Here is a 22,504-nt window from a genome sequence, read left to right as displayed (position 1 = left end):
GAGAGGCCGGGATGTACATCTATCGCTTGGTCCTGCTCCTGGTAGTGGGGATTTATCTGTTTTCCCCGGCCATCATGGATTGGTGGATCGACGCCACTGGCGCCTGGTATCGCCCTTATCTGCTCTGGCTGATTCTGATCGTCGTGACCTTCATCCTGCAGAGCCAAAAAGATGCCGATGAGCTTTAGCCTGACCCAGATGATCCTGATCAGCGCTGCCTACCTGGCGGTGCTGTTCGGCGTGGCCTGGGTCAGTGAACGGGGCATGATTCCCCGGGCGATCATTCGCCACCCGTTGACCTACACCCTGTCATTGGGCGTCTACGCCAGTGCCTGGGCGTTTTACGGCACGGTGGGCCTGGCCTATCAGTACGGCTACGGCTTCTTGTCCAGCTACCTCGGGGTCTCCGGCGCATTTTTGCTGGCGCCGGTGCTGCTGTACCCGATCCTGAAAATTACCCGGACCTATCAACTGTCGTCGCTGGCCGACCTGTTCGCGTTCCGGTTCCGCAGCACATGGGCCGGCGCACTGACCACGATTTTCATGCTGATCGGTGTATTGCCCCTGCTGGCCCTGCAGATTCAAGCGGTCGCCGACTCCATCGGCATCCTCACCCGCGAACCGGTGCAGCATCGGGTCGCCCTGAGCTTCTGTGCACTGATTACCCTGTTCACCATCTTCTTTGGCTCGCGCCACATCGCGACCCGCGAGAAACATGAAGGCCTGGTGTTCGCCATTGCCTTCGAGTCGGTGATCAAGCTGATCGCCATCGGCGGCGTCGGCCTGTATGCGTTGTACGGCGTGTTCGACGGCCCTCAGCAGCTGGAACTGTGGCTGCTGCAAAACCAGACCGCCCTCGCCGCTCTGCACACGCCGCTGCAAGAAGGGCCGTGGCGCACGCTGCTGCTGGTGTTCTTCGCTTCGGCGATTGTGATGCCGCACATGTATCACATGACTTTCACCGAAAACCTCAACCCGCGCTCGCTGGTCAGTGCAAGCTGGGGCCTGCCCCTGTTCCTGCTGCTGATGAGCCTGGCAGTGCCGCTGATTCTCTGGGCCGGACTGAAACTCGGCGCCACCACCAATCCCGAATACTTCACGCTCGGCATCGGCATCGCCGCCAACAGCAAGGCCTTGGCACTTTTGGCGTACGTCGGCGGCCTGTCGGCAGCAAGCGGCCTGATCATCGTCACCACCCTGGCGCTGTCCGGGATGGCCCTGAACCACCTGGTGTTGCCGCTCTATCAGCCACCGGCCGAAGGCAACATCTACCGCTGGCTGAAGTGGACCCGCCGCGCCCTGATCGTCGCGATCATCATGGCCGGCTACGGCTTCTACCTGCTGCTGGGTGCAGAACAGGATCTGGCCAACCTCGGCATCGTCGCGTTTGTCGCCACGCTGCAGTTTCTGCCGGGTGTCCTGTCGGTGCTGTACTGGCCGACCGCCAACCGCCGCGGCTTCATTGCCGGTTTGCTCGCCGGGATTCTGGTGTGGCTGGTGACCATGCTGTTGCCGCTGGTAGGCAATCTTCAGGGTTTCTACATCCCGCTGCTGAACATGATCTACGTGCTGGACGACACCAGTTGGCACATGGCGGCGATTGCCTCGCTGGCCGCCAACGTACTGATGTTCACCCTGATCTCGCTGTTTACCAACGCCAGCCCGGAAGAAGCCAGCGCCGCCGAAGCCTGCGCCGTGGATAACGTGCGTCGCCCGCAGCGCCGAGAATTGCACGCCGCGTCCCCGCAGGAATTCGCCACGCAGCTGGCAAAACCCTTGGGCGCCAAAGCGGCGCAGAAAGAAGTCGAACAGGCGCTGCGTGATCTCTACCTGCCGTTCGACGAGCGCCGGCCTTACGCCTTGCGCCGCCTGCGTGACCGCATCGAAGCCAACCTGTCCGGCCTGATGGGCCCGAGCGTGGCGCAGGACATGGTCGAAACCTTCCTGCCCTACAAGGCCGGCGGCGAGAACTATGTCACTGAAGACATTCACTTCATCGAAAGTCGCCTTGAGGATTACCACTCGCGCCTGACCGGCCTGGCCGCCGAACTCGATGCCCTGCGCCGCTACCACCGCCAGACCTTGCAGGAGCTGCCGATGGGCGTCTGCTCACTGGCCAAGGATCAGGAAATCCTCATGTGGAACAAAGCCATGGAGGAGCTGACCGGAATTGCCGCGCAACGTGTGGTGGGTTCGCGCCTGAGCACCATTGCCGATCCATGGAAAGAACTGCTGCAAGGCTTCATCAATCTGCCGGACGAGCATTTGCACAAACAGCACCTGGCCCTCGACGGCCAGACACGCTGGTTGAACCTGCACAAAGCCGCAATCGATGAACCGCTCGCACCGGGTAACAGCGGCTTGGTGTTGCTGGTTGAAGACCTGACCGAAACCCAGATGCTCGAAGACAAACTGGTGCACTCCGAGCGTCTGGCCAGCATCGGACGACTCGCGGCGGGTGTGGCCCATGAAATCGGCAACCCGATCACCGGCATCGCCTGCCTGGCGCAGAACCTGCGCGAAGAACGCGAAGACGATGGCGAGTTGAAGGAAATCAGCGGGCAGATTCTCGAGCAGACCAAACGCGTGTCGCGCATCGTCCAGTCGCTGATGAGCTTCGCCCACGCCGGCAGCCACCAGCACAGCGATGAGCCCGTCTGTCTGGCCGAAGTGGCGCAGGATGCCATCGGTTTGCTTGCCCTGAACCGACGCAATTTCGAAGTGCAGTTCTATAATCTGTGCGACCCCGATCACTGGGTCGAAGGCGATCCGCAGCGACTCGCCCAAGTACTGATCAACCTGCTCTCAAACGCCCGCGACGCCTCGCCTCCAGGCAGCGCAGTGCGCGTGAAAAGCGAAGCCGGCGAACACACGGTCGACCTGATCGTGGAAGACGAAGGCAGCGGTATTCCGAAGAACATCATGGACCGATTGTTCGAACCTTTCTTCACCACCAAGGATCCTGGCGAAGGCACCGGTCTGGGCCTTGCACTGGTCTATTCCATCGTTGAAGAGCATTATGGACAAATCACCATCGACAGCCCGGCTGATGTACAAAGCCAACGCGGCACCCGTATCCGGGTGACCTTGCCGCGTCATGTCGAAGCGACGTCCGCTGTGAACTGAGACCGTCGAGAGTATCGAATCAATGCCGCACATTTTGATCGTCGAAGACGAAACAATTATCCGCTCCGCCTTGCGCCGCCTGCTGGAACGTAACCAGTACCAGGTCAGCGAAGCCGGTTCAGTGCAGGAAGCACAAGAACGCTTCACTATTCCCACGTTCGACCTGATCGTCAGTGACCTGCGTCTGCCGGGCGCTCCGGGCACCGAGTTGATCAAACTCGGCCAGGGCACGCCGGTGCTGATCATGACCAGCTACGCCAGCCTGCGTTCGGCGGTCGACTCGATGAAGATGGGCGCGGTGGACTACATCGCCAAGCCTTTCGATCACGATGAAATGCTCCAGGCTGTCGCCCGCATCCTGCGTGATCGGCAATCGTTGCCGGCCGGTGGCGAAATGCCTGCTGGCAAAGCCACCAACGGCGCGGCGAAAGCGGGCGTCGACAACAGCAACGGCGAAATCGGCATCATTGGTTCGTGCCCGCCGATGCAGGACCTTTACAGCAAAATCCGTAAAGTCGCGCCGACCGATTCCAACGTGTTGATCCAGGGCGAATCCGGCACCGGTAAAGAACTGGTGGCGCGTGCCCTGCACAACCTGTCCAAGCGCGCCAAGGCGCCGATGATTTCGGTGAACTGCGCGGCCATTCCGGAAAGCCTGATCGAGTCCGAGCTGTTCGGTCACGAAAAAGGTGCGTTCACCGGCGCCAGCGCCGGGCGAGCCGGTCTGGTGGAAGCAGCGGACGGTGGCACGCTGTTCCTCGACGAGATCGGCGAACTGCCTCTGGAAGCCCAGGCCCGTTTGCTGCGCGTGTTGCAGGAAGGCGAAATTCGCCGTGTGGGTTCGGTTCAATCGCAAAAGGTCGATGTACGTTTGATCGCCGCGACGCACCGGGACCTCAAGAGCCTGGCGAAAATCGGCCAGTTCCGTGAAGACTTGTATTACCGCCTTCACGTCATCGCCCTGAAACTGCCTGCCTTGCGCGAGCGTGGTGCGGACGTCAACGAAATCGCCAATGCCTTCCTGGCGCGACAGAGCGCGCGGGTCAACCGCACCGATCTGAAATTCGCCCCGGATGCCGAACAGGCGATTCGTCATTATTCTTGGCCCGGTAACGTTCGCGAGCTGGAAAACGCTGTCGAGCGCGCGGTGATCCTGTGCGAGAGCCCGGAAATTTCTGCCGAGCTGTTGGGTATCGACATCGAATTGAGTGGCCTGGAAGAGGACGAGTTCATCGGCCTGGCACCGCAACAGGGCAACAATGGCAGTAACACCAGCCATGAGCCGACCGAAGACTTGTCGCTGGAAGACTATTTCCAGCATTTCGTCCTCGAGCATCAGGACCACATGACCGAAACCGAGCTGGCGCGCAAACTCGGGGTCAGCCGCAAATGCCTGTGGGAGCGTCGTCAGCGCCTGGGCATCCCGCGGCGCAAGACCGGGGTCGCCAGCGAAAGCTGAATGTCACCTGTCCGAGGTGTGGGTAACACGTGACTTCGTGAAAAAACTGTTACCCCAGATTTTTCACGTAACAGAAGCCGGGGCTTACGGTAACGAAGCCCCGGCTTTTTTTGGCCTCCAAAAACCCCACGGACCGACCTAACCCCTTGTTTTACTGGGGTTCGCAAAAGTTGGCACGCACCCTGCTATATGTTTGGTACAAGAACAATAACAAGCAATGCATAACATAATAAAAATAAGACGAATCGACTCACGCACAATAAAAACAAGACGGCGAGAGGCGCAGCTAACTGATTCTTTTGGAGAGGCGTTGTATTTGGGGCTTGCCCCACGACCAGGCCGAGAATAATAAAAAACTGTCCTAAGACAGTGCCTGAACTGGTTGGATCGCAAGATCACTGCAGCACAGCGACCAAAGCAATCCGTTTGCTCTTGGCTCCCGATTGGGAGGGTCATGAAGGAAAAGCTTCATGACGAGGGCACTTAACAAAAACAAAAAGCCCGAAACCAATAATAAAAATAGAGCATGCAACTACTTCTTGGGGAGCTTCGGCTCCCCTTGTAGTTTCTACGATTCGAAAAACCTGCCCCAATCTGCTTTGTTTTTCGCTGGAAGCCTGCGGCTTACAGCTCATATCTGCTGTGTCCTACACCATCCCTCGACTAAATGCTAGAATCCCCGCCCATCATGCGGTCATTCTTCTGTTATGGCCGAACATTCCTTCAAACAGTGCATCCCATGCTGAAGAAGCTGTTCCAGTCATTCCGTTCTCCCAAGCGTCATACGCAACACATTCGCAGTACGCCTGAAGTGCTCAACAGCGGCCAACACTCGCTGCAAAAGGCCCAATTCAGCCGTTACGCGGTGAATATCGTCGAACGCCTGCAGAACGCCGGTTACCAGGCTTACCTGGTCGGCGGCTGCGTGCGTGACATGCTGCTCGGCATCACGCCGAAAGATTTCGACGTCGCCACCAGTGCCACACCTGAACAGGTGCGCGCCGAATTCCGCAATGCGCGGATCATCGGTCGCCGATTCAAACTGGTGCACATTCACTTCGGTCGCGAAATCATCGAAGTGGCGACCTTCCGCGCCAATCACCCGCAAAACGACGAGGAAGAAGACAGCAACCAGTCTTCCCGTAATGAAAGCGGGCGCATCCTGCGCGATAACGTCTACGGCACCCTGGAAGAAGACGCGCAACGCCGCGACTTCACCATCAACGCGCTGTATTACGATCCGGTCAGCGAGCGCATTCTCGATTACGCCAACGGCGTACACGACATCCGCAATCATCTGATCCGCCTGATTGGCGACCCGAAACAGCGCTACCAGGAAGACCCGGTACGGATGCTGCGGGCCGTGCGTTTTGCCGCCAAGCTGAATTTCGGTATCGAAAAACACAGCGCCTTGCCGATTCGCGAGCTGGCTCCGATGCTGCGCGAGATCCCGTCGGCCCGCCTGTTCGAAGAAGTGCTCAAGCTGTTCCTCTCCGGCCACGCCGCGGACACCTTCGAGATGCTGGTCGACCTGCAGCTGTTCGATCCGCTGTTCCCCGCCAGTGCCGAGGCGCTGGAATACAACCCGACGTACACCCACACCCTGATCAGCGATGCGCTGGTCAACACGGACCTGCGCATCAAGCAGAACAAACCGGTGACCCCGGCGTTCCTGTTTGCCGCCCTGTTGTGGCCTGCCCTGCCGGCTCGCGTCTTGCGCCTGCAAGAACGTGGCATGCCGCCGATTCCGGCCATGCAGGAAGCCGCTCACGAGCTGATTGCCGAACAGTGCCAACGCATCGCCATCCCGAAACGCTTCACCATGCCGATCCGCGAAATCTGGGACATGCAGGAGCGCCTGCCACGTCGTAGCGGCAAGCGCGCCGATCTGTTGCTGGAGAATCCGCGGTTCCGTGCCGGTTACGACTTCCTGCTGCTGCGCGAAAGCGCCGGTGAGCAGACCGATGGCCTGGGCGAATGGTGGACGGATTATCAGGACGCCAACGACAGCGAACGTCGCGACATGATCCGCGACCTCAGCGGCAAGGAAGACGGCACCGGTGCACCGCGCAAACGTCGCCGCAGCGGTGGCGCCAAGCGTAAACGCGCCGCCGGCGCACCGAGCGTCTCGGGCGAGTAATCCATGGAACGCATCTACATCGGCATGGGCAGCAATCTGGCTGACCCCGCCGAACAATTGCGCAGCGCCGTCGAAGCGCTGGCGCGGTTACCGCAAACCGAGCTGGTCGGGGTGTCCGCTTTCTATCAAAGCGACTCGCTGCTACCCGGCCAACCGCGCTACACCAACGCGGTCGCCGCCCTCGACAGCACACTCGCGCCGCTGGACCTGCTCGATGCGCTGCAAGCCATCGAGAATGGCCAGGGTCGCGAGCGCCTGGAACGTTGGGGGCCTCGTACGCTGGATCTGGACATCGTGCTGTTTGGCGATCGACTGATCGATGAGCCTCGGCTCAAAGTCCCTCACTATCATATGCAGGAACGGGCCTTCGTCCTGTATCCACTGGCCGAACTGGCGCCTGCGGATTTGCGCTTGGCCGATGGCCGCCACCTCAGCGAATTACTTGCAGCCTGCCCGTTCGTCGGCCTGGAACGCCTCCCCAAAAATTGACCCTATCCCCCTGTAGGCGTGAGCCTGCTCGCGATGGCGTCCTGACATTCACCCAAGATGTTGACTGTCAGGACGCCATCGCGAGCAGGCTCACGCCTACATTGGTTTTTGTGTTGAAGCCAAAATCCGTTGCTGAATCGCATCAGTTACCCCGGTAACACCCCTGTCGTAACAATGCGGTAACACATGCAATTGACTTCCCGAGTTCTCCTCACGACTATAGGCGTCCCGCTGCCGCCAACACGGCGTTGAAGGGCGCAATCCAGGCCGTAAAAGCACGACAACAGACCGTGCGCCTGTATTTAACGAAGAATCACGCGCGTTACTCGCAGTAGTTTCCACAGCGCCTGAATGAGGATCTTTTCATGCCAGCCATCACCCTGACCACTCTGCAAGGTCTGAAGCAAAAAGGTGAAAAAATCACCATGCTGACCTGCTATGACGCGACCTTCGCCCACGCCTGTAATGAGGCTGGCGTCGAAGTGCTGCTGGTGGGCGACTCCCTCGGCATGGTTTTGCAGGGCCACGACAGCACCCTGCCCGTGACGACTGCAGAGATGGCTTATCACGTCGCAGCCGTCAAACGCGGCAACACCGATGCGCTCATCCTCGCCGACCTGCCCTTCATGGCCTACGCCACCACCGAACAAGCCATGACCAACAGCGCGCTGTTGATGCAGGCCGGTGCGCACATGGTCAAGGTAGAAGGCGCACTGTGGCTGGCGGACTCGATTCGCCTGCTGGCCGAGCGCGGCATCCCGGTGTGCGCGCACCTGGGGCTGACGCCGCAATCGGTGAACATCCTGGGCGGATACAAAGTCCAGGGCCGTAACGAAAACCAGGCGCGACAGATGCGTGCCGATGCGATTTCGCTGGAGCAGGCCGGCGCCGCCATGCTGCTGTTGGAGTGCGTGCCCAGCGAACTGGCTGAAGAAATCACCCAGGCCGTGAAGATTCCGGTCATTGGTATCGGCGCTGGCAATAGCACCGACGGCCAGGTGCTGGTCCTGCACGACATGCTGGGCTTGTCGATTACCGGTCGCGTGCCAAAATTCGTGAAGAACTTCATGACCGGCCAGCCCACCCTTCAAGCAGCCCTGAGTGCTTACGTAACTGAAGTCAAAGCGGCGACTTTTCCAGGCATCGAACACGGATTTTCTGCATGAACACCGTAAAAACCGTACGCGAACTGCGGGCCGCCGTGGCCCGTGCCCGCAGCGAAGGCAAGCGCATCGGCTTCGTGCCGACCATGGGCAACCTGCACAGCGGTCATGTTGCACTGATTACCAAAGCCTCCCAGCGGGTGGATTTTGTGGTCGCGAGCATTTTCGTCAACCCGCTGCAATTCGGCGCCGGCGAAGACCTCGACAAGTACCCGCGCACCCTCGCCGCCGACCAGGAGAAACTGCTCCAGGCCGGTTGTCACCTGCTGTTTGCGCCGACCGTTGAAGAAATGTACCCGGACGGCATGGCCGGCCAGACGCGTGTCAGCGTTCCGCTGCTGTCAGAAGGCCTGTGCGGCGCCAGCCGTCCGGGGCATTTCGAAGGTGTGGCGACGGTGGTCAGCAAGCTGTTCAACATGGTCCAGCCGGACCTGGCGATTTTCGGCCAAAAAGATTATCAGCAACTGGCTGTGATCAAGTCCCTGGTGCATGACTTGAACATGCCGATCCAGATCATTGGCGAACCGACCGTCCGCGCGGCCGATGGCCTGGCGCTGTCGTCTCGCAATGGCTTTCTCAGCGAAGAACAGCGTGCCGTGGCACCGGTGGTCTACCGCACCCTGAGTTCAATTGCCGACGCGATCAAACAGGGTGACCGGGATTTCCCGGCGCTGATCGACGCGCAAATCAAGCAGCTCGAAGCCGCGGGATTGCGTACCGACTACCTGGAGATTCGCCATGCGCTGACCTTGCGCCCGGCGACGCCGGAAGATCGTGACTTGGTGATTCTGGTGGCGGCGTTCCTGGGCACCACGCGGTTGATCGACAACCTGCACCTGAACCTCGACGCGCTCGCCTAAACACCAGCAAACCCTGTGGGAGCGAGCTTGCTCGCGATAGCGGTGGATCAGCCAACATCAATGTTGAATGTTGATCCGCTATCGCGAGCAAGCTCGCTCCCACAGGGGTTAGCAGTGGTTAAACACACTGTATTGCTGCCTCCAAAGCCTTCGGGCAAACTGCCCGCCGTTCGATTCCGACCTGGGGAAACACTCATGCACGCCATCATGCTCAAGGCCAAGCTGCATCGCGCCGAAGTTACCCACGCTGTACTTGATTACGAAGGTTCCTGCGCCATCGACGGCGAATGGCTGGACTTGTCCGGCATCCGCGAATACGAGCAAATCCAGATCTATAACGTCGACAACGGCGAACGCTTCACCACCTACGCCATCCGTGGCGAAGAAGGCTCGCGCATGATCTCGGTCAACGGCGCCGCAGCTCACAAGGCCAAGGTCGGTGACCGCGTAATCATCTGCGCTTACGCTCATTACAGCGAAGCCGAGCTGCTCAACTTCAAGCCGCGCATGCTCTACATGGCACCAGGCAATGAACTGAGCCACACCAGCAATGCCATTCCGGTCCAGGTCGCCTGATCGAGCCGTAGCCTTGTCTTTTTTCCGTTTGTCGGCCGCTTCAAACTTTGATGTTAAAAAAGTACCGGAAACAGGTCAGACAAAGTCAAGACAGATCAAGGCGCGGGGTTTACTGTATTCGCCCTGCGCCATGAAATCGTGTCGACGCAGTTGACCGGACGCCGACCCGCAGCGCTCCGGGATTTTTAGTGTTCAAAAAGCCGTTCAAGTAAAAAGGAAACCCGCAGCGATGGCGTACTACCGCACTCCTCACGACGTGACCGCTCTGCCCGCCTGGCAGGCGTTGAATGATCACCGCCAAGCCATGCAGGATTTCAGCATGCGCGAAGCCTTTAATGCCGACCCGCAGCGCTTTACCCAATTCACCCTGAGCAGCTGCGGGCTGTTTCTCGATTACTCGAAAAACCTGATCAACGCCGAGACCCGCAACCTGCTGGTGGGCCTGGCCAATGAAGTCGACCTCAAGGGCGCGATCAAGTCGCTGTTCGAAGGCGAAATCGTCAACGCCTCCGAAGGTCGTCCGGCCCTGCACACCGCACTGCGCCGCCCGGTGGGCGACAAGCTGTCGGTCAACGGTGTCAACGTGATGCCGGAAGTGCACAAAGTGCTGAACCAGATCACCGACCTCGTGGGCCGCATCCACGACGGTTTGTGGCGCGGTTACACCGAGAAGCCGATCACCGACGTGGTGAACATCGGCATCGGTGGTTCGTTCCTCGGCCCTGAGCTGGTGTCCGAGGCGCTGCTGTCCTACGCCCAGAAAGGCGTGCGGTGCCACTACCTGGCGAACATCGACGGCAGTGAGTTCCACGAACTGACCCAGAAGCTGCGCGCCGAAACCACGCTGTTCATCGTGTCATCGAAGTCTTTCAACACCCTCGAAACCCTGAAGAATGCCCAGGCCGCACGCGCCTGGTATCTGGCTCAGGGCGGTTCGGAAGCCGAGCTGTATCGTCACTTCATCGCCGTATCGAGCAACAATGCGGCCGCCGTGGCGTTTGGCATTCGCGAAGAAAACATTTTCCCGATGTGGGACTGGGTCGGCGGCCGTTACTCGCTGTGGTCGGCCATCGGTTTGCCGATTGCCCTGGCCATCGGCATGTCGAACTTCAAGGAACTGCTGTCCGGTGCCTACACCATGGACCAGCATTTCCAGACCGCGCCATTCGAACAGAACATGCCAGTGCTGCTGGCCCTGCTCGGCGTGTGGTACGGCAACTTCTGGGGCGCGCAAAGCCACGCGATCCTGCCGTACGACCACTATCTGCGTAACATCACCAAGCACTTGCAACAGCTGGACATGGAATCCAACGGCAAGAGCGTGCGTCAGGACGGCACCCCGGTGTCCACCGACACCGGTCCGGTGATCTGGGGCGGCGTCGGTTGCAACGGTCAACACGCCTATCATCAGTTGCTGCACCAAGGCACCCAACTGATTCCGGCCGACTTCATTGTGCCGATCGTCAGCTTCAACCCGGTGTCCGACCACCACCAGTGGCTGTACGCCAACTGCCTGTCGCAGAGTCAGGCGCTGATGCTCGGCAAGACCCTTGCCGAAGCGGAAGCCGAACTGCGTGACAAAGGCATGAGCGAAGAAGACGTGAAGAAACTGGCGTCGCACAAAGTGATCCCGGGCAACCGTCCGAGCAACACCCTGGTGGTTGAACGAATCAGTCCGCGTCGCCTCGGCGCACTGGTGGCGATGTACGAACACAAAGTCTTCGTGCAAAGCGTGATCTGGGGCATCAACGCCTTCGATCAGTGGGGTGTGGAGCTGGGTAAAGAACTGGGTAAAGGCGTCTACAACCGCCTGGTCGGCAGCGAAGAAACGCCTGCTGACGATGCCTCGACCCAAGGCCTGATCAACTATTTCCGCGGCCGTCACCGCGGTTGATCTGACGCCTTGCCCACAGGGTTGAAACATAAACCCTGTGGGCAACACCATCCCCCTGCAGGAGTGAGCCTGCTTGCGATAACGGTTTGTCATTCAACATTAATGTTGGCTGATCCATCGCCATCGGGAGCAGGCTCACTCCTGCAGTTGTTTTGTGTATGACTTGAACCCGTTGACCGCTCGGCGCATCTTTATTACTTGTCGCAAAACAAGCATAAGGAACCGTCATGTTCGATATCAGCACGTTCCCCAAAGCCGATGCCGTCCGCCGGGCTGCGCATTTGAGTCAAGACGACTATCACCGCCTGTATCGCGAATCCATCGAACACCCCACCACTTTCTGGGCCGAACAAGCCTCGCGCTTTCTCGACTGGAGCACGCCGTGGGACACCGTCCAGCGCTATAACCTGAAAACCGGTGAAGCCAGCTGGTTTGCTGGCGGCAAGCTGAACGTCAGCTACAACTGCATCGACCGTCATCTGGAACAGCGCGGCGAGCAAATCGCAATTATCTGGGAAGGCGACGATCCCGCCGAATCCGCACAGATCACCTACAAAAAACTCCACCACAACGTCTGCCGCCTGGCCAACGTGCTCAAAAGCCGAGGCGTAAAGAAAGGCGACCGCGTCTGCATCTACATGCCGATGATTCCTGAAGCCGCTTACGCCATGCTCGCCTGCACACGAATCGGCGCGGTGCATTCGGTGGTCTTCGGTGGTTTTTCCCCGGACTCAGTGCGCGACCGGATTCTCGATGCCGATTGCCGCACCGTGATCACCGCCGATGAAGGCGTGCGCGGCGGCAAATTCGTACCGCTGAAAGAGAAAGTCGACAAGGCGCTGGAGAGTTGCCCGAACGTCAGCACCGTCATCGTGGTCGAGCGCACACAAGGCAAAGTGAATTGGGTTGAAGGGCGCGACCTCTGGTATCACCAGGCCCTGCGCGATGTCAGCGACGATTGCCCGCCAGAGCCGATGGACGCCGAAGACCCGCTGTTCATCCTCTACACCTCCGGGAGCACCGGCAAGCCCAAAGGCGTGTTGCACACCACCGGCGGTTATCTGCTGCAAGCGGCGATGACCTTCAAATACGTGCTCGACTACCGTGATAACGAAGTGTTCTGGTGCACCGCCGATGTCGGCTGGGTCACCGGCCATAGCTACATCGTTTATGGCCCGCTGGCCAACGGCGCGACCACGCTGATCTTTGAAGGTGTGCCAAGCTACCCGACCAGCTCGCGGTTCTGGCAAGTCATCGACAAGCACCACGTGAACATTTTCTACACCGCGCCCACTGCGTTGCGTTCGCTGATGCGCGAAGGGCCGGAACCGTTGAAGGAAACGTCCCGCGCCAGCCTCAGATTACTCGGCAGCGTCGGTGAGCCGATCAACCCGGAGGCGTGGGATTGGTACTTCAATGTGGTCGGTGAACAACGTTGCCCGATAGTCGATACCTGGTGGCAGACTGAAACCGGCGGCATCATGCTCAGCCCGCTGGTCAGTGCGCAACGGATCAAACCGGGTTGCGCCACGCAGCCCATGTTCGGCGTGCAACCAGTGTTGCTCGATGAAACGGGCAAGGAAATCAAAGGCGCTGGCAGCGGCGTGCTGGCGATCAAATCCAGCTGGCCGGCGCAGATCCGCAGTGTCTACGGCGACCCGCAACGAATGGTCGACACCTACTTCAAACCCTACCCCGGTTATTACTTTACCGGCGACGGCGCGCGACGCGATGAGGACGGCGATTACTGGATCACCGGGCGTATCGACGACGTGATCAACGTCTCCGGCCACCGTATCGGCACCGCCGAAGTGGAAAGTGCCCTGGTGCTGCATGACAGCATCGCCGAAGCCGCCGTGGTCGGTTACCCCCACGACCTCAAGGGCCAGGGCATCTACGCCTTCGTCACCCCGATGAACGGCACCGAACCCAGCGACGAACTGAAGAAAGAACTGCTGGCCCACGTCAGCAAGGAAATCGGCAGCTTCGCCAAACCGGACTTGATCCAATGGGCCCCGGCCTTGCCGAAAACCCGCTCGGGCAAGATCATGCGGCGTATCCTGCGCAAGATCGCCTGCAACGAACTGGACACCCTGGGCGATACGTCGACCCTGGCTGATCCGAGTGTTGTTCAGGACCTGGTCGATAAACGCCTGAACCAATAAGCCCGACGCGGCCAGCCATGGCCGCGTTTCATTTTCGCCACTGAGTCGCCATGGAATTTATCCGCACCCGCATCGAAACCCAGGTCATGAGCCTGTCCGGTCTGTCCCTCGGCAAGCTCGACCTGGAAAACCCCAAGGGCGATCCGGGCCTGTTCGGCCCCGATTCGGTGAGCTGGCAAGTGCATGGCGACTTCAGCAGCATGCTCATTGGCGGCATCAGTGCGCTGATGCTGCAAGCCTTGCACCCCCTGGCCCTGGCCGGGGTCTGGGACCATTCGAATTTCCGCGAGGACATGCTCGGCCGACTGCGCCGCACCGGGCAGTTCATCTCCGGCACCACGTTTGGCTCACGAAAAGATGCCGACTGGCTGATCGAGAAAGTCCGCACCATTCACCTGCAAGTGACCGGCACAGCACCGGATGGTCGGCCTTATGCGGCCAGCGATCCGGACCTGCTGACCTGGGTGCACGTGGCCGAGGTCAGCAACTTCCTCGCCGCGCATTTGCGTTATCGCAATCCGCACCTGTCATTGACCGACCAGGACCGTTACTACGAAGAAATCGCGTTGATCGCCGAACGACTGGGCGCCCGTGATGTGCCCCGCTCGCGACAACAAATTGCTGATTATCTTGAGCGCATTCGCCCACAGTTGCTGTGCGATGAACGCAGCCGTGAAGTGTTGCGACTGTTGTTGAACGCGCCATCACCCAGCCGTCTGGCCAGGCCTTTCGGCGGGTTGATGATGCAGGCCGGGATCGATCTGCTGCCGGACTGGGCCAGTGACATGCTGGGCATCAGCCAGAATCCGTTGCAACGCAAACTGATCCGCGCCAGCGTCAATCGCAGTGCGCCGATGTTGCGCTGGGCGGTGCGTAATGGCTCGGTGCAGCGGGCGAAGCGGCGGATGGGGTTGCTCACCTGAAAAGCTAAAAGCTTCGCGAGCAAGCCCGACCCCACATTTGATCGGTGTCGAACGCAAAATTCCTGTGGGAGCGAGCCTGCTTGCGAAGGCAGCACCTCGGTATGGCGCCAAGCTGCTAAACTCCCGCGCCAAATTCCCTCCTGCAAGGCGCCCAGCATGTCTTCCTTGAATCAGGCGCTGCGCGCCGCCCTAGAACATCGCCAGGACCTGCTTGCCGAACTGCATCAGCAAGGCACCGATTGCTATCGCCTGTTCCACGGCAGCCAGGAAGGCGCCGGCGGCCTGACCATCGACCGCTATGGACCGCAACTGCTGGTGCAAAGCTTTCACCAGGCGCTGGAACGCGATGCGCTGCTGCAATTGCACGAGGCAATCAATCAGCATTTGGGCCTCGACACCCTGTTGGTCTACAACGACCGCTCCCGTGGCAATTCACGCATCGACCGCGAAGACACGGTCTACCGAGCCGATGAAGCCGCGCTGGCGGACCTGGTCGGCCACGAATGGGGCCTGAACTACCGTGTTCGCGGGCGTCACGCCGGCCAGGATCCCCTGCTGTTCCTCGACCTGCGCAACACCCGCGGATGGGTCAAGGCGCACAGCCAAAACAAAAGCGTGCTCAACTTGTTTGCCTACACCTGTGGCGTCGGCCTGAGTGCTGCGGCCGGTGGCGCCCGTGAGGTGTGCAACCTGGATTTCGCCGAGGGTAACCTGGCGGTCGGCCACGAGAACGGGCTGCTCAATCCACAATTGCCCGCCATGCAATTCATCCAGTCCGATTACTTTCCGGCAATCCGCCAGTTGGCGGGCCTGCCGATCAGTCAACGACGCGGGCAGAAACTGCCGAGTTACCAGCGACTGGAACAGCGTCAGTACGATCTGGTGCTGCTCGATCCACCCGCCTGGGCCAAGAGCGCTTTCGGCACCGTCGACCTGCTGCGCGACTACCAGAGCCTGCTCAAACCCGCGCTGCTGACCACCGCCGACAACGGCGTGCTGATCTGCTGCAACAACCTGGCGAAGGTCAGCATGGACGACTGGCGCGAACAGGTGTTGCGCTGTGCAGAGAAGGCCGGACGGCCAGTACGCGAGTGGACCGTGATGACGCCGGGCGGGGATTTTCCGTCGAGGGATCAACAACCTCCGCTGAAAACGCTGATCCTGCAGCTCTGAGATTCCCCCTGACTTTCAGACAAATCCTGTAAAGCGTGATGACTTCGGAACCGTAATCGCGTGCCATACTCCAAGGCACTCCGATTCAGACAGATGAAGCCGCACATGCCCAAAGGATTGATTCGCGCTATCGGCGCCTTGTTGACTGCTCTGGCTCTCTACAGCTTGCTGGGGTTTCTGATTTTGCCGGGCATCGCGTTGCGGGTTGCCAACCAGCAATTGGCCAACTACGCCACGGTGCCCGCCCACCTTCAACGGATCGAACTCAACCCGTTCAGCCTTGAAGTCACCCTTTGGGGGCTGATCATCGGCGAACCGGGCAAGGAGCAGATCGGCTTCGAACGCCTCTACGCCAATGTGCAAGTCGACAGTCTCTGGACCAAGGCCGTGCATCTGTCCGACATCGAACTGGACAAACCCAAGACCGAAATCCTCTTCGGCAAGGACGGCCAGCTCAACCTGCTCGGGTTGTTCAAACTGCCCGCGAGCGAACCGACACCTGCCGACCCGAACGCCAAACCATTTCCGCTGCGCGTGGACCGGATCAATCTCGCGGGCGGCGCGTTGCACTTCGAGGACTCGCGTCCCAGCGAACCCATCGAATTTCTCTACGACAAACTCGACTTCGAGCTGAAAAACCTCAGCACTCTGCCCGACGACAGCGCCGACATGACCTTGGTAGCCATCGGCCCCAACGGCGGCCAGGTCGACTGGACCGGCAACTTCAGCCTGATCCCGCTCGCCTCCGAAGGTAAGCTGAAAATCACCGACGGCAAGATGAAAGCCTTCTGGCCCTACGTGCGCGACGCCGTGCCCCTGGACCTCGAAAGCGGCATCATGAACCTCAGTACCGACTACAAACTCAACCTGTCCAAAGAAACCGAACTGTTGCTGAACAACGTTGCGGTCAGCATCGCGCCGTTCGCGATCAAGGCCCCGGACGGCCGACCTTTGGCAAAACTGGAACGACTGGACATCAGCGAAACCACGGTCGACCTGGCCAAGCAGCAAGTGGTGGTCGGCAAGATTCGCAGCCAGAAACTGGAAACCTGGGCCGCCCTCGAAGCCGACGGGCAACTCGACTGGCAAAAGCTGTTCGCCAGCCAGCCGTCCAAATCCGCCGCCAAAGCCAAAGCCGAACCGGCCAGTACGCCAGCGGCAGCCGACTCGCCCAAACCGGAACCGGCGCCACCGAGCAAACCGTGGCAGGTGCTGCTCAAAGACGTGCAGCTGCGCGATTACCAGGTGCATCTGGCCGACCGCAAGGCGCAGCCCCCCGTAGCGCTGGAAGTCGGCCCGTTGAATCTGGACTTGCAGAACTTCGACAGCCTTAATGGCTCACCTTTCAATCTCAAGCTCGACACCGGCGTGGGTAAACAGGGCAAGCTCCTGGCAGACGGCGTGGTCAATCTCGCCCCGATCAGCGCCAAACTGAAGGTACAGACCAAAGACATTGACCTGCGTATCGCACAGTCCTACATCACCCCGTTCATTCGCCTGGAACTGCGCAGCGGCATGCTGGGCAGTGATCTGGCGGTCGATCTGAAAAGCACCGAGCCGTTGGCGTTCAGCGTCACCGGTCGTGCACAGGTCGATCAGTTGCACACCCTCGACACCCTTAAAACCCGCGACTTCCTCAAGTGGCAACAACTGGTGCTCGAAGGCCTGAATTATCAGCACGGCGACAGCCTGTCGATCGACAAGGTCAACCTGTTCCAGCCGTATGCGCGCTTCATGATCAACGATGATCGCACCACCAACATCGATGACCTGCTGATCCCGCAACCGCCCGATAGCGGCGCCAAAACCGCAGCGGCCAAACCGGCCAGCAAAGACAAACCCTTGGGCATTCGCATCGGCGGCATTGCCATCAATGACGGTTCGGCGAACTTCGCCGACTTCAGCCTGACACCGAACTTCGCCACCGCCATCCAACAGCTCAACGGACAGATCGGCACCATCGACAGCCGTCAGGCGAAACCGGCCAGCGTGGACGTCAAGGGCAAGGTTGACCGTTATGCGCCGGTGACCATCAAGGGCGCAGTCAATCCGTTCGACCCAATGGCCAGTCTCGACATCGCGACCAGTTTCAAACGGGTGGAACTGACCACGCTGACGCCCTACTCCGGCAAATTCGCCGGGTATCGCATCCGCAAGGGCCGGCTCAATCTTGATGTGCATTACTTGATAACCAAAGGCCAGCTCAAAGCCGAAAACAAAGTGGTGATCGAGCAATTGCAACTCGGTGAAAAGGTCGACAGCCCGGATGCCGTAAGCCTGCCGCTGAAACTGGCGATTGCCTTGCTCAAGGATGTCGATGGCAAGATTTCCATCGAGTTGCCGGTCACTGGCGACCTCAATAATCCGCAGTTCAGCATCATGCCGATTGTCTGGCAGACTCTGCGCAACCTGATCGTCAAAGCGGCCGCTGCGCCGTTCAAACTGATTGGCGGACTGGTCAGTGGCGGCGGTTCCGAGGACTTGGGCACCGTGTCGTTCGCGCCGGGTTCAAGCGATTTGAGCAAGGACGCTGAAGGCGCCCTGGTCAAACTGTCCCAAGCCTTGAAGGAACGTCCAGCCCTGCGCCTGGAAATCGAAGGCACGGCCGCCGCCAGCAGCGACGGCCCGCTGATTGCCGAGCAACGCCTGGAACGTGAATACCAGTACAACTACTACAAAATGCTCCAGCGTCGTGGCGACAAGGTGCCGGCCCAGGCTTCGTTGCTCGAGGTCCCGGAGAACGAGAAAGGCCCGCTGCTGGAAGGCATCTACCGCACACGCCTGAAGACCCAGCCGCCAGCCGAATGGAAGGACCTGGGCAAGGAAGAACGCACCGCGAAAATGCGCGCCGACGTGATCAAGTTCTGGAGCACCAGCGATGTGCTGTTGCGTCAGTTGGGGCAGGAGCGCGCCAGCAGCATCAAGGACTATCTGGTGGATAAGGGTCAGTTGGCCGATGACCGTGTGTACTTCATCGACGCCAACCTTGGCGAAGCCGAAAGTGATGGCCGGGTGGTAACGCCGCTGCATCTGGACGCGGAGTGATCGTGAGGCGATTGCTGGCGGGCCTGGCCCTGGTGATGGTTGCCAGCCAGGCCTCGGCGGCCGATACGCTGCGCTGCGGCAGTCAATTGATCAGCGTTGGGGACAGGTCCAGCGAAGTGCTGCAGAAGTGCGGGGAACCGGTCAGCCGCGATGTGCTGGGCTACAAACGCAGTGCCAACCGACGCGAAGAGTTTCAGGTGGAAGAATGGACGTACGGGCCCAATGGCGGGATGTACCAGTTCCTGCGGTTTGAAGGGAATCGCCTGAGGCAGATCACCAGCAAGCGCGGCAACTGAACTTCACCACTCCTACATTTTGATTTTGGGTGCCGCAAATAGAACAGGCCCCCGACACGAATGTCGGAGGCCTGTAATGGCCACATCCTTATGGCCGTTCGCATGAACTCCTAAGAAGCGGCAGGCGTATTACTCAGCCCGTCTGCCACACCTTCTCCCGGTCCAGGCGAGAAGTCTTGCCTTACTCGGCTTTCAGGCCGTCAGCGGAGACCGCTTTGACGCCTTTGATTTTCTTGGTGATCGCCACGGCGGTGGCTTTCTGGGAATCAGTCACTGCAACAGTGGACGACAGCGACACAACACCTTTGTTGGTTTCAACTTTGATGTCGGTACCAGGAATGCCTTTTTCGGTCAGCAGGTCGCTTTTGACTTTGGTAGTGATCCAGGTATCGGAAGTAGCTTCCTCGGCCTTGGTCATTTCACCAGCAGCCAAGGTCATTGGCGCTTGAGTGGTGGTGGTCTGTGCGAATGCCACGTTGGCCATGGTCAGGGTCAGCGCGGTAGCAGTAGCGGCAGCGATAGCGAACTTCTTCATACGAGTAACTCCTGTTTTTCTAGAAAGTCTGCTGGTTGTCTTCTCAGCAGGGTTACTGAGTATGTTGCGAACGCTGTGCCAACTTTGAGACAACCAATAAATCCTTATAAATCAATAGCTTGCAAATTAGACCCATTTTCGAAATCATGCAAAATGCATGACCTGGGAAATCTCTGCATGCAACATGCGGCTTTTCACAAAGTTCCTAACACGCTGAATTTTTTGGCTTTTTTTCTGTGTCTGAAAGACATTCGCAAGCAAAAAAAAGCCCCGTGTCCTTTGGACGCGGGGCTGTTCTGGAGGTCAGCCTTCAGGTAGCGGAACCCGTGCAACCTTTAGGCACGTAGTCCTGTTGAGCGGTGCTGGTACACGACCAGCCATTGGTTGCATCGCGGGTCAAGGTAATGGTCTTGCTCAGCACTGGCGCCGGTGCATTCAGAATCGTGCACACAATCGTGCCCGCGCCTGTGGACGCCGTGCCAGTCACCGCGACCGTACAATTGCTGGTCGTGGCACTACCTGCCGGCGCCACGTTGGCAACCGTTGGCGCAGTGCCCTGGTTGATCACATCTTCATACGGCACCTTCATCGCGGAAATCTCGGCCAGACCCGCCGTCACTTTCGCCCGGGCCTGATATTTGGAATACATCGGCAACGCAAACGTCGCCAGAATCCCGATGATCGCCACCACGATCAGCAGTTCGATCAGGGTAAAACCTTTCTGAGTCTTCATAGACAAGCTCCATGCATGAGTCGGAATCTCATGATCTGAAAGAGCTCCAGCACAGCCCGTGCCAAGCGCTACAGCCCCTGCTGGCGGGGAGCAGTGTCGATCAAAGGACCTTTGCGACACCCAGCAACCGCACTATCTGACACTTTTTGTCACCTCAACACGGCTGGTTGGGCTCGGGTCCTTGACTAGGCTATAAGTCATGAACTGTCTGTGTCCGGTATCCCAATGAATGACATCGCCCTTAGCGGTCTGGCCAAGCAATTGGTCCTGGCCGAGCTGCTCACTGACAAAAGCGCGCAACAGGCGTATCAGCAAGCCCAACGCAATAAAATCTCCCTGGTCAGTTACCTGGTGCAAAACAAACTGGTGAAGAGCCGCCAGATCGCCGAGATCGCCTCGGAGCATTTCGGCATGGCGCTGCTCGACCTCAATGGCCTGGACAGGGAAACCCAGCCCAAGGGACTGGTCAGCGAAAAACTGATCCGCCAGCACCACGCCCTACCCCTCTGGCGGCGCGGCAACAAGTTGTTCGTGGGGGTTTCCGACCCGACCAATCATCAGGCGATCAATGACATCCAGTTCAGCACCGGGCTAAACACCGAAGCCATCCTGGTGGAGGACGACAAACTCAGTGAGGCCATCGAAAAATTCTTCGACAGCCACGCCAGTGGCCTGGAAGACATGGCAGACGTTGACCTCGATGGGTTGGACATCGAGTCGGCCGACGACAACAAAAATGACGCCATCGCCGGGCAGGATGCCGATGACGCCCCCGTGGTGCGGTTCGTCCACAAAATGCTGCTCGACGCGATCAAGAGCGGCTCTTCCGACCTGCACTTCGAGCCCTACGAAAAAACCTACCGGGTGCGGATGCGCACCGACGGCATGTTGCGCGAAGTGGCCAAGCCGCCCATCCAGTTGGCCAGCCGCATTGCGGCGCGGCTGAAAGTCATGGCCAGCCTGGACATCTCCGAGCGGCGCAAACCTCAGGACGGGCGGATCAAAATGCGCCTGTCCAAAAGCAAGTCCATCGACTTTCGGGTCAATACCCTGCCGACCTTGTGGGGCGAGAAAGTGGTGATCCGGATCCTCGACCCGGCCAGCGCGCAATTGGGCATTGATGCCCTCGGCTACGAACCCGACCAGAAAGACCTGTACATGGCCGCCCTGAAGCAGCCACAGGGGATGATTCTGGTCACCGGCCCCACCGGCTCGGGCAAGACCGTGTCGCTCTACACCGGCCTGAATATTCTCAACACCGTCGACATCAACATTTCCACCGCCGAAGACCCGGTGGAGATCAACATGGAAGGCATCAATCAGGTCAACGTCAATCCCAAGCAAGGGCTGGATTTCGCCCAGGCACTGCGTTCGTTCCTGCGCCAGGACCCGGACGTGATCATGGTCGGCGAAATCCGTGACCTCGAAACCGCCGAGATCGCCATCAAGGCCGCGCAGACCGGGCACATGGTGCTGTCCACTTTGCACACCAACAGCGCGGCCGAAACCCTGACCCGTTTGCTCAACATGGGCATTCAGGGCTTCAACATCGCCACCTCGGTCACCCTGATCATCGCCCAGCGACTGGCGCGCAAATTGTGCAGTCACTGCAAGACACCCATCGAGATTCCCCGCGAAACGCTGCTCAAGGAAGGCTTTCCCGAGGAACGCATCGGCTCATTCACGATCTATGATCCGGTCGGTTGCGATCAGTGCAACGGCGGCTACAAAGGGCGAGTCGGGATTTATGAAGTGGTGAAGAACACCAAGGACCTGCAACGGCTGATCATGGCCGAAGGCAATTCACTGGAAATCGACAGCCAGATGCGCAAGGACGGTTTCAACGACTTGCGCACCTCGGGCCTGATCAAGGCCATGCACGGCGTCACCAGCCTTGAAGAAATCAACCGGGTCACCAAGGACTGAA

Annotated in this window: 17 protein-coding genes; 15 read left to right on the top strand and 2 right to left on the bottom strand. The window is 59.3% G+C overall.

Annotated features, from left to right (window positions below):
- Positions 1 to 11 precede the first annotated feature (11 nt).
- The 14 genes from AB4N43_RS21425 (at position 12) to AB4N43_RS21360 (ending at position 19,309) form a co-directional block, all read left to right on the top strand.
- The gene (locus AB4N43_RS21425; RefSeq protein WP_003176118.1) at positions 12 to 188 is read left to right on the top strand and encodes a hypothetical protein; all 177 of its coding nucleotides are present in this window, start codon (positions 12 to 14) and stop codon (positions 186 to 188) included.
- A complete protein-coding gene (locus AB4N43_RS21420; RefSeq protein ID WP_027924152.1) occupies positions 172 to 3,126 on the top strand; it encodes a sensor histidine kinase in 2,955 nt (984 codons plus the stop codon). Before AB4N43_RS21425 ends, AB4N43_RS21420 begins: the two co-directional genes overlap by 17 nt.
- Positions 3,127 to 3,148: 22 nt before the next feature.
- Complete coding sequence (locus tag AB4N43_RS21415; RefSeq protein ID WP_027924153.1) at positions 3,149 to 4,585, top strand: sigma-54-dependent transcriptional regulator; 1,437 nt, start codon at positions 3,149 to 3,151, stop codon at positions 4,583 to 4,585.
- A gap of 739 nt (positions 4,586 to 5,324) precedes the next feature.
- Positions 5,325 to 6,725, top strand: coding sequence for a polynucleotide adenylyltransferase PcnB (locus AB4N43_RS21410; RefSeq protein WP_027924154.1), 1,401 nt, complete (start codon positions 5,325 to 5,327; stop codon positions 6,723 to 6,725).
- A 3-nt stretch (positions 6,726 to 6,728) separates the two neighbouring features.
- The gene (gene folK / locus AB4N43_RS21405; RefSeq protein ID WP_027924155.1) at positions 6,729 to 7,214 is read left to right on the top strand and encodes a 2-amino-4-hydroxy-6-hydroxymethyldihydropteridine diphosphokinase; all 486 of its coding nucleotides are present in this window, start codon (positions 6,729 to 6,731) and stop codon (positions 7,212 to 7,214) included.
- A 365-nt stretch (positions 7,215 to 7,579) separates the two neighbouring features.
- Positions 7,580 to 8,380 (top strand): 3-methyl-2-oxobutanoate hydroxymethyltransferase, encoded by an 801-nt coding sequence (gene panB, locus AB4N43_RS21400; protein ID WP_027924156.1) that lies wholly within the window; start codon positions 7,580 to 7,582, stop codon positions 8,378 to 8,380.
- Positions 8,377 to 9,237, top strand: a complete 861-nt coding sequence (gene panC / locus AB4N43_RS21395; RefSeq protein WP_027924157.1) for a pantoate--beta-alanine ligase — start codon at positions 8,377 to 8,379, stop codon at positions 9,235 to 9,237. Before panB ends, panC begins: the two co-directional genes overlap by 4 nt.
- A gap of 195 nt (positions 9,238 to 9,432) precedes the next feature.
- Entirely contained in the window at positions 9,433 to 9,813 is a 381-nt protein-coding gene (gene panD / locus AB4N43_RS21390) for an aspartate 1-decarboxylase (protein WP_003228271.1), read from the top strand.
- Positions 9,814 to 10,042: 229 nt separating this feature from the next.
- Positions 10,043 to 11,707, top strand: coding sequence for a glucose-6-phosphate isomerase (gene pgi, locus AB4N43_RS21385; RefSeq protein WP_027924158.1), 1,665 nt, complete (start codon positions 10,043 to 10,045; stop codon positions 11,705 to 11,707).
- A 227-nt stretch (positions 11,708 to 11,934) separates the two neighbouring features.
- Positions 11,935 to 13,872 (top strand): acetate--CoA ligase, encoded by a 1,938-nt coding sequence (acs, locus tag AB4N43_RS21380; RefSeq protein ID WP_460151922.1) that lies wholly within the window; start codon positions 11,935 to 11,937, stop codon positions 13,870 to 13,872.
- 50 nt (positions 13,873 to 13,922) lie between these two features.
- A complete protein-coding gene (locus AB4N43_RS21375; RefSeq protein ID WP_027924160.1) occupies positions 13,923 to 14,795 on the top strand; it encodes an oxygenase MpaB family protein in 873 nt (290 codons plus the stop codon).
- 156 nt (positions 14,796 to 14,951) lie between these two features.
- Entirely contained in the window at positions 14,952 to 15,968 is a 1,017-nt protein-coding gene (locus AB4N43_RS21370; protein ID WP_027924161.1) for a class I SAM-dependent rRNA methyltransferase, read from the top strand.
- Between the two features lie 93 nt (positions 15,969 to 16,061).
- Entirely contained in the window at positions 16,062 to 19,013 is a 2,952-nt protein-coding gene (locus tag AB4N43_RS21365) for a DUF748 domain-containing protein (protein ID WP_460151921.1), read from the top strand.
- Positions 19,014 to 19,048: 35 nt separating this feature from the next.
- The gene (locus AB4N43_RS21360; RefSeq protein ID WP_050590206.1) at positions 19,049 to 19,309 is read left to right on the top strand and encodes a DUF2845 domain-containing protein; all 261 of its coding nucleotides are present in this window, start codon (positions 19,049 to 19,051) and stop codon (positions 19,307 to 19,309) included.
- A 181-nt stretch (positions 19,310 to 19,490) separates the two neighbouring features.
- Here AB4N43_RS21360 and AB4N43_RS21355 read toward each other — a convergent pair whose 3' ends face one another.
- Entirely contained in the window at positions 19,491 to 19,844 is a 354-nt protein-coding gene (locus tag AB4N43_RS21355) for a BON domain-containing protein (protein ID WP_027924164.1), read from the bottom strand.
- 310 nt (positions 19,845 to 20,154) lie between these two features.
- Positions 20,155 to 20,577, bottom strand: a complete 423-nt coding sequence (locus AB4N43_RS21350; protein ID WP_027924165.1) for a pilin — start codon at positions 20,575 to 20,577, stop codon at positions 20,155 to 20,157.
- A 225-nt stretch (positions 20,578 to 20,802) separates the two neighbouring features.
- Here AB4N43_RS21350 and pilB point away from each other — a divergent pair, with 225 nt between their 5' ends.
- Positions 20,803 to 22,503: a type IV-A pilus assembly ATPase PilB gene (gene pilB / locus AB4N43_RS21345; protein ID WP_460151920.1), complete on the top strand. Its 1,701-nt coding sequence runs from the start codon at positions 20,803 to 20,805 to the stop codon at positions 22,501 to 22,503.
- The last annotated feature ends 1 nt before the right edge of the window (position 22,504 follow it).

This window comes from Pseudomonas sp. S2_B07, assembly GCF_054668435.1.
The sequence above is the reverse complement of the archived record's forward strand: the minus strand, read 5'-3'. Positions and strand labels throughout refer to the sequence as shown.